The following is a 13595-nucleotide window of genomic DNA, read 5'->3' on the forward strand; positions in this document are numbered from 1 at the left end:
CCTTTCGCTACTCACTGGCCAGTCACGATCACGTGGTTTCATTCAATGGGTCTGGGCTCCGCCCCCAGCCACTTCCAGGCTTCTTCCTGCTCCTCAAGCGCAAAATGCTTCATCTCGATCGAGAGGAAGGGGCGGAAGAAGGCGAGCGTGGTACTCATCCAGGAGGGGCCGCCGACAACGGCATATTTGCGGATATGCTTCAGAGCGCTGGTCTTGCCAGCAATGGTGCCTTCGCGAAAGGCCGCGGTCCAGTCAAAGCCTTCGTAATGGTGGATCAGGACAAGCAGATCGATCTTGTCGTGAACGACATAGATGCCATCAAGAAGACCGTAGAGATTCTCGACATCCGCCGCGGTAATGTGCCCAGTCACCTCGAATGCCACGGCGTCTTCGCGGGACGTCTCGATGCGTTTGACGTGAGGAATTTCCTGGTGCTGCATCGCGTCGGACCCTTCGCCTGGCTCGCTTCCTGTACATGATGGTAACGATGGCTGGCTCTCTCGCGTTCCGCGTAAAGCACGTATAGGTTCGCCAGCACTTAATGCATGAGGATGCCATGGCTGCCAAACTTTCCGTCAATCTGAACGCCGTCGCGATGCTGCGAAACAGGCGCGATCTGCCCTGGCCAAGTGTAACGGGACTGGGGCGAATTGCATTGCAGGCTGGCGCTCACGGCTTGACGGTTCACCCGCGCCCTGACCAGCGCCATATACGTCTCAGCGATCTGCCTGAAATCCGAGCGCTGATCGATGACGAGTTTCCTGAGGCCGAGTTCAACATCGAAGGTTACCCGACGGAGGACTTCCTGGCACTGGTCGAAGAGACGCAGCCCGAACAGGTTACTTTGGTGCCCGATGACCCGACCCAGGCGACATCGGACCACGGTTGGCCGTTCCAGGCTTCAAGAGAGCTTCTCACGCCTGTCGTGAAGCGGCTCAGAAGCCAGGGGATGCGCGTTTCGCTCTTCTGTGATCCGGATGCGGGTGAAGAGGACCTCGCCATCGCGCGCGAGATCGGGGCTGATCGCGTGGAGATCTACACCGGGCCGTACGGCGGCTGTTTCGATGATTCCGAAAAGGCAGGCAAGTCGCTGAAAGAAATAGAGAAAGTCGGCCTGACGGCAAGCGTGGTCGGTCTGGGCGTCAATGCCGGTCATGATCTGACCGTCGCAAATTTGCCGCCATTGGTCCGCGCACTTCCCAATCTTGACGAGGTCTCGATCGGGCATGGTCTGACCGCAGATGCGCTTGAACACGGAATGGCGAAGTCGGTCGAGCGCTTTCTGGCCGCTTTGAAGGGCTAGTGTGAGCAGGAAAAATGGCGGCACTGTCAAACAGTGCCGCCAGCATCTTGGGAGGAAAATGGATAGGATAAATGCTGTCTGAAATAGTTGAGGAGGCCTCAAGTCACTATACTTATGGTTGTACGCACCAATTCTTAACAATTGGTTAATTGCAGAGATTTCCCGAACGAGAAGTAGCGCCTTTCAACGAGATGCATTTTTTCGTCTCCGCCTCTTGCCCTTGATGAATGCCTGTGGCAGAACCGTACCGTACGGTACTGTTAATGGATGGGGCGGGCGAAGTGCCTGAGAATACGAACCACAGCGATGAATACACTCCGCGGCAGCAGGCGGTGCTGGAATCGGCACTTGGTCTCCTGGTAGCCGGTGGTGAAAAGGCACTGACCACGGCCGGTGTTGCGCGGGCAGCGAGCTGCTCGAAAGAAAGCCTCTACAAGTGGTTCGGCGACCGCGAGGGACTTCTTGCGGCCATGATTTCCTATCAGGCCAGCAAGGTGCGTACCTTCACCGACGATGGCGCCGCAATGGATGCGCAGCGTTACCGGGCCTATCTTTTGGCCTTCGCGAAAGATCTGCTGAATGTGCTTGCAGGAGATGTCTCCCTTGCTCTGAACCGTCTGGCTATCGGTCAGGCGAGCCAGGAGGGCAACAGCCTTGCCCAACTGCTTATCGAGAGGGGACGCAAGCGCATCGATCAGCGTGCCGGTGCGCTTCTCGAGGCGGGCAAGCGTAGAGGTCTGATCCACTATGATGACCGCGATGACACCTATCATGTCTTCTATGGCCTGATCGTGCGCGACCTGCATGTGCGCATGCTTCTGGGCGATGCCGGAGCTCGGCAGCCGCAGCGTTTCGACGAGCTTGCCGAGGCAGCCGTCACCAAGTTTTTCGCGCTCTATGCGGCGCGGGAAGAGGAGAGGGTGGCCCGCCTTTAGGCAGGCTGCCGGAGCGATTTCTTTTTAGTTCAAGTTCAAGGAAGGAAACGAAATGCGAGTCTATTACGATCGCGACGCCGATCTCGGCCTGATCAAATCCAAGAAGGTTGCCATCATTGGCTATGGCAGCCAGGGTCGTGCGCATGCGCTGAACCTGAAGGATTCGGGCGCCAAGGACATTGCGGTGGCGCTGCGTGCAGGTTCTGCGACGGCCAAGAAAGCCGAGGCTGACGGCTTCAAGGTCATGACCGTTGCCGAGGCTGCCGGTTGGGCAGACCTGATGATGATGGCAACGCCAGACGAACTGCAGGCCGGTATCTACAATTCCGAAATCGCTCCTAACATTCGTGACGGCGCTGCAATCGCCTTCGCCCACGGCCTCAACGTCCATTTCGGTCTGATTGAGCCGAAGAAGACCGTCGATGTTCTGATGGTCGCACCGAAGGGCCCTGGCCATACGGTTCGCGGCGAGTATGAGAAGGGCGGCGGCGTGCCTTGCCTGGTTGCCGTTCATCATGACGCATCGGGCAATGCGCTCGATCTTGGACTTTCCTACGCTTGCGGTGTCGGTGGCGGTCGCTCCGGTATCATCGAGACGACGTTCCGCGAAGAGTGCGAGACGGATCTGTTCGGCGAACAGGTCGTGCTTTGCGGCGGTCTCGTCGAGCTGATCCGCGCCGGATTCGAGACGCTCGTTGAAGGTGGTTACGCACCGGAAATGGCTTACTTCGAGTGCCTGCACGAAGTGAAGCTGATCGTCGACCTTATCTATGAGGGCGGTATCGCCAACATGAACTATTCCATCTCCAATACGGCTGAGTGGGGCGAGTATGTCACGGGTCCGCGCATCATCACCGAGGAAACAAAGGCCGAGATGAAGCGCGTCCTCAAGGACATCCAGAGCGGCCGCTTCACCGCCGAGTGGATGCAGGAATGGCATTCGGGTGCAGCACGCTTCAAGGCTACCCGCCGTCTCAATGACGAACATCAGATCGAGGAAGTTGGCGAGAAGCTTCGCGGCATGATGCCATGGATTTCCAAGAACAAGCTGGTCGACAAGGAAAAGAACTGATCTTTCAGTTCCTTGCGCGCTGCATCTGATGATGTGATTCAGGTGCGGCTCCAGGCGCAGACTTTAAAATAAAGCCCGGCGCATTGATGCGCCGTGCTTTTCATTTTGCAGATGTTCAACCCGTCACCGCGGCCAGTATGGCGAGCGGCACTGACGGCGAGGACCGTTATAGGGCTGGAACGTGTTGTCTGCCGTGCGGTAAGAGCGGTACCGGTTGTGGCACCAGTTCACATGGGCACGGGTCAGTCGCACGCGCGGAGCCGGGCGCACATAGCGCGGGCGCGCATAGTACGGGCGGTCATAGTAGGGGCGGCTGTAACCGGGCGTTCCAAACTCGAAGTAGATCCCGGCGCGCGGGCGCGAGTGATGGCGACGCCAGTGCTTGCGATTATGGTGACGTCGGGCATGTCGATGCTTGCGGCGGGTGTCATGCACCTTCTGCACCAGGGTCTCACCGCTTTCGGCGGTCTTTACCGGCTGCGAAACCACGCCAAGTGCCGAGGCGCCAGCCGGTGTTGCTGCCATGCCGATGCTCAGAAAACCTGCAACGGCCATCGCGGAAAATATCGATTTCATCTCTCATCTCCAGTCTTCTTAAGCGACGGCCCAAGCCCAAACCGCCAGGGAATGAACGCAATTTCACATATGCTCCATGAATGGCGCATGAACATAAAGGTTGCAGCTTGAGGCAGATTTGGCGCGGTTTTGAGGCAGAAGCTGCGGTCGTGGTCGCGCCTTGTCTTTGCGTTTTACAGCAGGCATAGCTGCTGCATGACCTTACGCCTTGCCACCTTCAATGTCGAAAATCTCATGAACCGGTTCGATTTCTCCGGTTACAGGAATGATATTCGGCAGGACCGCGCTCTCGCGCTCTACGACATCAAAAGCGAAGACGAGTACAAGGCGCTGGAAAGCGCTCGCATGGTTGCGCATACGGACGACGCGCGACAGCTGACCGCACTCGCCATCGCGGCGACGCGGGCGGACATCATCTGCCTGCAGGAGGTTGACAATCTCGCCGCGCTCAAGGCCTTCGAATACGGCTATCTCTTCAAGATGATAGGCGAGGGGTACCGCGAGAAATATTCCAGTCAGGGCAATGACGGGCGCGGCATTGATGTTGCCATCATGATGAGGCCGGAAACCGCTGACGGCCAACCGATAGAATTTGTCGGCATGAACAGCCATGCTCATCTGACCTTTCGGGATCTGGACCTTCACAACGAGGACCTGGCCGAACTCGGCATAGAGCCGGATGAGCGCATCTTCAGGCGCGATTGCCTGGAGGTCGATCTGCGCATTGGCGGCAGCGACTTCAGCATTTTCGGTGCGCATTTCAAGGCTATGAGCCCGCCGCGGAACGGTATGGACGGGCGCACGGCCAGCATGCCGATCCGTGTTGCCGAAGCACGCGCGATCCGCCACATCATCAACGAACGCTATGGAGCAGACGAGGCGCGCAAACGTGACTGGGTGATCTGCGGTGATCTCAATGATTACCGGGAGCGCGTGGTCATCACCGGCGACATGTTCGACGGCTATGCCTTCGAGCCGGTGCGGGAGAGCGCGCTCAACAGCATCGACGTGCTGACCGAAGATGGTTTCTGCGTGAATGTGGTCGAGCGGCGTCCAGTGCTAGACCGGTGGACGCTCTACCACACGCGCGGCCCGCAGGAACGCCATCTGTGCCAGCTAGACTACATGCTGCTGTCACCGGCTCTTGCGGAGCGGTCTACCGGTATTCCCGACATCGTGCGGGGCGGACAGCCGTGGCGCACGCCCTTTCCTGCCGGTCAGGAGGCGGAGCGCTATCCGCGGACCGGCTGGGACCGGCCAAAGGCATCCGATCACTGTCCGGTTGCAATGTCTCTCACTTTGGCTGCCAATCGCAGCTAGCCCATCTCTTTGCCGAAGGATGCGTGATGAAGAACCGTTCCTATGCCATTTACGACGTGTTCACGGACAAGCCTCTCAGCGGCAACCCGCTGGCAATCGTCTATGACAGCGAGGGCCTGTCGGATGATGACATGCAGCGTATTGCGGGCGAGTTCAATCTCTCGGAAACGGTCTTCGTCCTGCCTGCGGAGAATCCGATCCATTCCGCGCGTGTCCGCATTTTCACACCCTGGCACGAACTGCCCTTCGCGGGGCACCCGACTGTTGGTACCGCCATTTCGCTGGCAATGCGAAGCGATGCACTGAATGCGGCAGGCCAGTCTGCGATCATTGTTCTGGAGGAAAAGGTCGGACCTGTACGTTGCGCGGTCAATCTGAGCGATGGTGGTTGCTTCGCCGAGTTCGATCTGCCGCGACTGCCTCGAAAGTTCGATGCGGCACCTTCGGCAGAAGCTGTCGCGGCCGCATTGGCGCTGCCTCATAACGAGATCGGGTTCGAGAACCACAAGATCAGCGTCTGGTCCGCAGGCGTCCCATATGTACTCGTGCCCGTGGCCAATCTGGGCGCAGCCGCGCGCGTGAACATGAATGCGCAGCTTTGGCGCGAATTGGCTCCCTCGCAAGATGGGATTCTTGCCGAGGCATATGTCTATTGCCGCGAAACGGTGGGGCATGAGAACGCGTTTCATGCGCGGATGCTTGCCCCGCTCTCAGGCATAACGGAAGATCCCGCCACCGGTTCGGCCGCGGCGGCATTCGCAGGCGCTGTTCACGCTTTCGATGCACCGGTGGACGGTTCGCACCAATTCCGGATCGAGCAGGGGCTGGAGATGGGACGTCCTTCCCTAATTCGCCTGGAGATGGATGTGGCCGGCGGTGCCATCGACGCCGCGCGAATTGGCGGCAGTGCTGTGGAAATCGCGAGCGGTACACTGCGCTTTTGACGCGTTTACCCACCACGGCTGCATGCGCGTAAGAGTCGGTTGAGAAAAAATTGCGCCTTCGTGAAAAACACTGTCATCAAGGGGTTGCACGAATGCGTCATACGGGATAATGACCCACTCACTCCGCCGCGACCATCGGCGGGGGCTCTTTGGAGACAAACGGTCGGGTGATTAGCTCAGTTGGTAGAGCAGCTGACTCTTAATCAGCGGGTCGTAGGTTCGATCCCTACATCACCCACCACTCTCCGCCTTTCAGCAAAATCTCGGGTGCCGACGCGGCGTTTCAGCCCTTGCCGCGTATCAGGTCTTCCTGCGGAATGTGTTGCACCACGCCGCGCTCGCCACTTGTACCCTGTTCGATCTCTTCCACGCGATAGAGTTTTTCGTCACGAAAGGCGCTGGCCATCTTCGTCGAGGTGCCGTCGCCGGGTTTTGCAGCGATGTCGAGGAAGTCGAGTTCAGCTTCCGCGGCAACTATGCGCGCGTCGGCGGGGGAGTAGGCGCACACGGTAACGATCCCTTGGGAAGGCGCAAGGTCCCAGTTCGGGTCCGTTGCCGGTGCATCCGGTATGAGGCGATAGAGCGAAAGCTCGGGTTTGGGGGAAGACATCGGCCGCTCCTTTGATCTGCTTTTCAAATGTCCAAGAACCGGTCGCGGTTCCCGCACGGAAAAAACTGAAAAAAGTTTGGAACCTTCTCACGTGCAGGCGGTTAGCACGATGACGGCACGCGCTTCCCCGCCCCCAACCCCCACACACCTGCGTGCCGTGTGCCGGCTTATGCCGGCATTTTTTTTGGCTGCAGCTCAGTAGTCTTTTTCGAAGAAGATGCCCACGGACGAATCCCCGTCGGAGCCGACGGAACCTCGGGCCTTCAGGTCTTCGGTGATGTCGAGATTGATCGTGCCGCGTGTGCTGCCACCGGCACCTGCTTCCACACCAAGATAGATGTTTTCCTGAACATAGCGTCCGGCACGCACAGCCGCATTGCCCTCGCTGTCGGTCACGACATCCAGATCGTCCAGACCGGTCGCATTGCGCAGCGAGCCCAGCAGAGAGGAATTTCCGCCACCTGCAAGTTCAGCCGCCGCCGCGGCCAGCTGTGCCAGCTGCAGTGGTGAAAGCTCGCCCACACTTCGCTTGAAGATCAGGCGGGCGAGCACTTCGTCTTCCGGCAGGTCTGGCTGTGAGGAGAACGTAATCTCCAGGTCGGAAACGCGTCCTGTCACATTGATGAAAACGAGAATGTCGCTCCCGCGTGAGCGGGCGACGAAATCGAGGAACGGATCGAGATCTCCGACGAGCGTCACCGTACCTTCGTCAAAGGTTATGCGCTGGCCGAGAATGCCAAGCCGCCCGCGAATGAGGCGAAAGGCACCTACAGGGCGCACGGAGGTGACGGGACCGGTCAGGCGGACGGAGCCGCCAAGCTCCGCATCCAGTCCGCGTCCGCGCACAAAGATGCGGGCAGGGGCATTAACGGTTACATCGAGACGCATCACGCTCGGGCGCGAGGAAGGCATCGGCGTACCGTCCTCCGCACGTGCACGCTGTAGCGTCTGCCTCACTGCCGCAGGCGCATTTTCATGGCGCACACGAAGCTGTGCCGCGTCGCTGCCCATGCCGTCAGGAACGAGTATTTCGGCCCGTGCAATGTCGATGTTGCCGGAAAGCAACGGATCCCGGGTGAGCGGGCCCTCCAGACTCAAGGCGCCACCTACAGTGGCTGAGAGCATGTCGCCATCGGTATAACGGGCATCGGAAAGGCGAATGGCAATTGATGCGGGAAAACCCGCAGCGGCATTGGTGGAGATGGTGCCGTTGGCGCTGACGCTGCCACCGCTAGAGAGATTTGCGGTTACCTGTTGCAGGGTGACGGTTTCACCTGCCAGCGCCGCATCCAGCTGGATGCCGCTCAGACGCAGATTGGTCATGGGGTCGATGACCGTTGCATCACGTGTGGTAACGACGCCCGACAGCGACGGGTTCGTGACGCTGCCCGTTGCCGAGATCTGTGCCTGAACGCTCCCGCTGAACTGTGTTCCACGGCTGATGAGCTGTCTGTTCGCCAACTGCAGAGGCACGCTTGCCTGCGCATTCACCTGAAGCCCGGATCCGCTCAAGGGAATGCGCCCGCTCGCTTCCACAGAAAGTCCAAGCGGTCCCTGTGCATTCAGAGCAGAAAGATTGACCACTCCTTCGGAGAAATTGCCGTTGGCGCTGAGATCGAGAGGTGCGGCGCCAAGATTGGCAAGGGGACGCGCAGACAGGCCGGAAGCGGAGAGACTGAAAGTCACGTCCGGCGATGTGGCCGCACCCGCGACCCGCGCTGTCCCGGTGACGCTGCCGGCGAGATCCTGGCCGCTGATCTGACGGTTGAGAAGGGTCAACGGGAATGACTGCAGTTCCACGTCCAGCGCCAGTTGCCCGTCCGGCGACAGGGGCGCGGTGCCGGAGATATTTGCAGAGAGCCCCCCGGGGCTGCGCAAATTTGCAGCGATGTTCAGCCGATCCGAGACGCTGCGTCCGGTAGCGTCGATGTCGAGTGACGAAACACCGGCATCGACTAGGGCGTTCGCCTCGATGTCCCGGCCGATCAGTTCGAATTCGGCCTGCGGCGAATCCCGCGTGCCGGTGATCATGGCATTTCCGCTGACCGTGCCTGCAAGGCCGAGATCAGGCCGTACGGTGTTTGCGATGGAGAGCGGGATGGACTGGAGCGTAGCGTCCAGATCCAACCGATCCGAGACAGTTCCGCTGATGCTGATTTCACCACCTGCGACGTTCAGGAGCGTCGGTGAGATGGTGATATCATCGCCGATCATCTGCAGCTGTGTGGGCTCCACGAGATAGGCTGTGGTGTTGAGCCGTGTCAGTTCTGCCGTGTCCAGGCCGAGCGTGAAGCCCTGTTCCTGTTGTTCCAGCACACCGGCAAGCGCGATATCAGCACCATTTGCAAGGCGTGCATCTGCGCGAAAATCTGTTTGGTTCTCCTGCGTGCTGGCGGTTGCCTGAAGTGTTGCAATGTCGATCCCGGCAACCCGAAGATTGTCGGCAGTGATTTCACCTTCGGCCAGCGGCACGCCGAGCAGGTCATCAATCTGCGCTTCTATTCCTGCTGCGCCAATTCGCGTTTCGTCAATCTGCAGGTTCGTGACCTCTGCATCGATCCTCGCCCACTGGTCGTCCCCGCGCGGTGCAAGTTCTATACGCGCTTGTGCTGCCCCTTGTACGTCCCTCAGAAGCAGTGCGCCGACCGTTTCGAGTTCGGCGGCATCAAGGGCAAGCATGCCGGAGAACAAGCCGTTGGAATTCTGCGCGACTTCACCGGAAAGTTCCGCGCCGCCGGCTTGCAGTGAAAGTTCACGGATTGAGCGCTCATTTTCGGCAAACGAGATTTCGGCGCTGCCGCTGGTTCTCGTGCCATCCAGAAAGGCGTCGAGGGTGATCTGTCCAACCAACGCGACTTCGCCGAGCGTTCCGTCGAAGCGAAGTGTCGCGTCAGAGAGCCGTTTGTCGACAAGCTTCGCCTCGCTCGTCTTCGCGATCGCCTGGAGTGCCAGAGCATCGCCTGCGCCTTTTGCCGTGGCTTTCAGTTCCAGCCGACCCTGCGCGCGCGGCGTGATCCTCGCCAGATCGGTGACAGAAGCCTCGATATCGAAATCCGAGGCTTCAGACGCGATCGTCCCGTTTGCCTCTATCTCGACCTGCGCGTTTCTCAGTGCAAACTCATCTGCGGCAATACCTTCATCCGTGCGCGCTACCCGACCTGTGAGGGTGGTAGCGCCTGATAGAAGACCATCAACAGCGGTAACGCCGGTATTCAGATCCGTAGCTTCACCATCGAATGTCAGGTCAAAGCCACCGCTGAACGGCTTCAGAAGGCCGCGGGCGGTAAGGTCAACCCGTCCGGCAAGTTCGCGATTTGCGAAGCCGGAGAATGGCGCGAGGCTTGCCGCTTCTATCCGGGTCGTGCCGTCATATGAGCCGTCGGTGAAGTTTCCCTCGCTTGCGATGGACAGTCCGTTGCCGGAGATTGCTGCATTGGCAATTCGCAGGGCCTGGCCTGCGCTCCAGGAGCCTTGTGCGGTGAGATCGAGGCGTTCTCCCAGAGCCTGGGCAATATCAGCGCGTTCAGCGATGATATCCTCAATCGCCCCTTCGGCTTCGAACGTGATGCTGCGCTGTTCGGGCCGCTCGAGATTTCGGGCAGTGCCGCCGAGTTCAAGACGTGTGGTGCCGGCAGCGAAATCAGCTGTGGTCAGATCGCTCAACAGCAGGCGTGCCTGCCAGCGCTCCGCATTGGCCTCACCATAGGAGGCCAGGAGATCGACACGCCCCACCTTTGTCTGACCATCGCCGCCGGGAAGCAAAACCGGCTCGCCGGCCGGATCAGAAATGCGTGCCTCCAGCGAGAGGGCAGTCAGGAAGCCGTCCGAAGCTGTTTCTGCGGCAGCTGTCAGGTTCAGTGCACCGCTTTCCAGGCTGAGATCCTGTAGCAGCGTTCCGCCGCTGTCACGCACCACGCCAGATGCTGTCAGCTGCGTTCGATCACCGAAAAACGGCCGGTATTGTTCGGGAACGAGTCGTGCCAGGGTTCCACTCACATCTGTGGTAAAGCCGAGGCCTTCGCTGCGGCCACGAAGGCGCGCAGTGCCGGAGAGGGCCGGTTCGCCGGCAGTCGCAAGCGAAAGCTGCACGTCCAGCGCATCCAGAGGACCCGCACCGGCCACGACGAGTTCCACCGGCGGGCGGCCTTCAAGCGTGAGGAGATTGGCGACGACACCGTTCTCCGGCTCCTGTAGCTGGAAATCGATTTCGAAGCGTTCGGTGTCGGCGGCGTAGGCAAGATCAAGCGCCAGGCGTCCGCCTGGGCCATCGAGCCGGGTGACATCCAGTTCGGTGTCGAGGGAACCGCCTGCCAGCGCAAGGTTTCCGGTTACCGATATCTGCGACTCCAAGCCAAAAACGCTTCCTCCAAAGGAGACCAGCGGCACCTCCAGCATTCCCAGATTGATGGCGATCGGGAGTTCTGGAACCGAGAAACCACCCGCTTCCGGGGAGGGCAGTCCCTCGTCGGGTAGCGGTTTGCGCAGCACTTCTACGCGATCGGCGGCAAGGCGCTCGATCTCGAGGCGCTGGCGCAGCACGAGTGTCGAGCGGTCCCAGTCGATGCTGGCGTTCTCGATGCGGAGCCAGATCCCTTCACGGTCCGCGATGGTGATCTCCTCGATGGTCGCTTCGGAGGAAAGTGCGCCGGAGATGCCACGCAGTCGAATCTGACGGTTTGGCGTGGAAAGGCGGTCTTCGATGAAGGCCGTAAAGAAAGAGCGTTCTTCTTCCTCATTTGCCGGAGCAGCTTCCTGGGCGGCTGCGCCGAAAGCGAAGAGCAGGAAGGCGAGGGCGGTGAGGAAGCGTGTCAAAATGCCTGTCCTATTCCCACATAGAATGCAAAATCGGGATCATCCGTCTCCGGATCGAGAGGCACCGCGGCATCCAGCCGGATCGGGCCAAGTGCGGTGAGATAGCGCAAGCCTGCGCCCACACCCACCTTGAGATCCTCGGAGAAATCCGGGAATGCCTCGGCACCGACATAGCCCGCATCAGCGAAGGCGACAGCACCGATCGTGTCGGTGATCCTGACCCGCAATTCGGCGGAAGCTTCGGCAAGTGAGTGGCCCCCGCGCAGATTTTCACCGTCCCGCACGCCAATATTGCGATAGGCATATCCGCGGACCGACCCGCCACCGCCTGCAAAAAAGAGCTTGTCGGGTGGCGTTTTCAGCGCCGGCGGATCAAGAAGCGCGCCGATCTTTGCGCGGCCGGCAATGACGAACCGGTCCTCCTCGTCGAAGCTGTAATAGGCCCGCGCTTCGGCGATCATGCGCAAAGCGGCGTTGCCGTAGTTGAACTCGTAATACGGTTCGAGTGTTACCTCGGCAAAAATGCCTTCGGTCGCGTCTGCGGGATTGTCGCGCGTATCATAGGTGACTGCGCCCAGAAGGCCGGCAGTGACGAATTCACGCGTGCCGAAATCGTCTTCGAAGCGTGCCCAGCCGCCATTGGCGAAAAGTCTACCTGACAGATCTGGCGTGAAGCGATGTGTAACGCCGACTTCCCCCGACACGCCCGTGCGCGTATAGGCGTCAAGAACCTCCCGCTCGCCGTAAAGCGATGCGACGAAGTCGGTTTCAGGCAGGTAGATGCCCGGTCGGGTGAATGTTCCGCCGAGTCGGTAGGTGAAGTCTTCCGGATCGATGCTTTCGCCGATCCCGGAAACCTTGCCTTCCACGCGCAGACTTTCCGCGCGACCGAACAGATTGCGGTGCAGCCAATAGGCTTCCAATCCAAGCCCGTCGACGGTGGAATACGAGCCGCCGACGCCAAACCGTCGCGGCAGGCGTTCCTGCACGATCACATTGACCGGCAGTATCCCGTCTTCCCCGATTTCTTCGGCGGTCTCCACGCGGGCAGAACGGAACACGCCAAGCCGATTGATGCGTTCACGTGCCAACTCGATATCATCGGGATCGTATTCTTCACCGGGCTTCAGCCCCGTGTGGCGCGCCACGAATCGAGCGTTCATGCGCTCGGTACCACGAACGGAGACGCCGCCCAGTCGTGCATAGCGTCCAGGTTCGAGGACGATGGTCGCGTCGATCGTGTCCGCGTCATGGGCGGCAACGACGCGCCGCTCGGCGACACGCGCCTTTGCATAGCCCTGCTGTTGCCAGGCTTCGGCGGCAAGGCGTCCTGCCTTGATGATCGCGCCGGATCGCGCTGGAAGGCCGCGGGCAAAGCCGTCGGCGACCTCAACCTCGTCTCCGGGTCCCGCTGGTGGAGCTTCGTTTTCGACACGTGCCGTTGAGAACACAAATTCCGGACCCGGGTCGATGCGAACCATCACCTGGACGGGATTTGGAAATTCGCTGTCGGGCAGGATCTCGGAGGCCTGCTGGCCATTGATCGTGATAGAGATGGTGCCGCCATAGCGTGCATTGGCGTAGAGTTCGTTGAGAATACGCCGATAGTCACCACGCGCCTTCGCTATGAGTCCGCCTGCGCCGGATGCCGGTTCATCGCGATCCTTCCACAGAGTTGAAGCCTTCTTCAGCTCCCGCGAAAGCTCGTCGTTCTCACCGACAACCGTGAACTCGACTTCGAAATCCTGGGGCGTGCCAATCGTGTCGACGGTTTCCTGCTTGTCCTTGCCGAAGAGACGTAGTCCGAAGAGCTCGAAACCATAGGCGGGCAGTGGCGCAATAGCGATGCTTGCAGCAAGGACTGTCCGCGCAAAAGGGCGTGCGCGGCAAAGACCTGTGATCCGAGCATGCTGCAAGACATTCCTCCCCGGCGAATAGTCAAAAACCCGACCAATCGGGCCCATGAGGAAGGCTCGCCCCCTTCTTCATGCAACCTGTTCCGGCTTCAGGAATTGGCAAAACA

At 59.9% G+C, this 13595-nt stretch carries 10 protein-coding genes and 1 tRNA gene; 6 read left to right on the top strand and 5 right to left on the bottom strand.

Annotation, left to right across the window (positions count from 1 at the left end):
* Positions 1–38 precede the first annotated feature (38 nt).
* The gene (locus EL18_RS03740; protein WP_036479916.1) at positions 39–440 is read right to left on the bottom strand and encodes a SpoIIAA family protein; all 402 of its coding nucleotides are present in this window, start codon (positions 438–440) and stop codon (positions 39–41) included.
* Between the two features lie 116 nt (positions 441–556).
* Here EL18_RS03740 and EL18_RS03745 point away from each other — a divergent pair, with 116 nt between their 5' ends.
* From EL18_RS03745 to ilvC, 3 genes are all read left to right on the top strand, one after another.
* Positions 557–1303 carry a pyridoxine 5'-phosphate synthase gene (locus EL18_RS03745; RefSeq protein ID WP_036479919.1) on the top strand — a complete coding sequence of 249 codons (747 nt, stop codon included), beginning with the start codon at positions 557–559 and terminating at the stop codon, positions 1301–1303.
* 263 nt (positions 1304–1566) lie between these two features.
* Positions 1567–2238: a TetR/AcrR family transcriptional regulator C-terminal domain-containing protein gene (locus tag EL18_RS03750; protein WP_051913738.1), complete on the top strand. Its 672-nt coding sequence runs from the start codon at positions 1567–1569 to the stop codon at positions 2236–2238.
* A gap of 52 nt (positions 2239–2290) precedes the next feature.
* Positions 2291–3310, top strand: coding sequence for a ketol-acid reductoisomerase (gene ilvC, locus EL18_RS03755; RefSeq protein WP_036479922.1), 1020 nt, complete (start codon positions 2291–2293; stop codon positions 3308–3310).
* 123 nt (positions 3311–3433) lie between these two features.
* On the opposite strand, the gene EL18_RS03760 is transcribed toward ilvC, so the two are convergent.
* Complete coding sequence (locus EL18_RS03760) at positions 3434–3886, bottom strand: BA14K family protein (RefSeq protein ID WP_036479924.1); 453 nt, start codon at positions 3884–3886, stop codon at positions 3434–3436.
* 195 nt (positions 3887–4081) lie between these two features.
* Between EL18_RS03760 and EL18_RS03765 the strand changes: the two genes are divergently transcribed.
* From EL18_RS03765 to EL18_RS03775, 3 genes are all read left to right on the top strand, one after another.
* Complete coding sequence (locus EL18_RS03765) at positions 4082–5206, top strand: endonuclease/exonuclease/phosphatase family protein (protein WP_036479927.1); 1125 nt, start codon at positions 4082–4084, stop codon at positions 5204–5206.
* Between the two features lie 26 nt (positions 5207–5232).
* On the top strand, positions 5233–6150 hold the full coding sequence (locus EL18_RS03770; protein ID WP_036479930.1) for a PhzF family phenazine biosynthesis protein: 918 nt from the start codon (positions 5233–5235) through the stop codon (positions 6148–6150).
* Between the two features lie 165 nt (positions 6151–6315).
* A tRNA-Lys gene (locus EL18_RS03775) sits at positions 6316–6391 on the top strand.
* 42 nt (positions 6392–6433) lie between these two features.
* Here the strand turns inward: EL18_RS03775 and EL18_RS03780 are convergent.
* The 3 genes from EL18_RS03780 to EL18_RS03790 form a co-directional block, all read right to left on the bottom strand.
* The gene (locus EL18_RS03780; protein WP_036479933.1) at positions 6434–6760 is read right to left on the bottom strand and encodes a hypothetical protein; all 327 of its coding nucleotides are present in this window, start codon (positions 6758–6760) and stop codon (positions 6434–6436) included.
* Between the two features lie 195 nt (positions 6761–6955).
* Positions 6956–11572, bottom strand: coding sequence for a translocation/assembly module TamB domain-containing protein (locus tag EL18_RS03785; RefSeq protein ID WP_051913740.1), 4617 nt, complete (start codon positions 11570–11572; stop codon positions 6956–6958).
* Positions 11569–13488: an autotransporter assembly complex protein TamA gene (locus EL18_RS03790; RefSeq protein ID WP_244444506.1), complete on the bottom strand. Its 1920-nt coding sequence runs from the start codon at positions 13486–13488 to the stop codon at positions 11569–11571. The genes EL18_RS03785 and EL18_RS03790 overlap by 4 nt, the downstream gene beginning before the upstream one ends.
* Between the last annotated feature and the right edge of the window lie 107 nt (positions 13489–13595).

The organism is Nitratireductor basaltis (assembly GCF_000733725.1).
Taxonomy (GTDB): Bacteria; Pseudomonadota; Alphaproteobacteria; order Rhizobiales; family Rhizobiaceae; genus Chelativorans; species Chelativorans basaltis.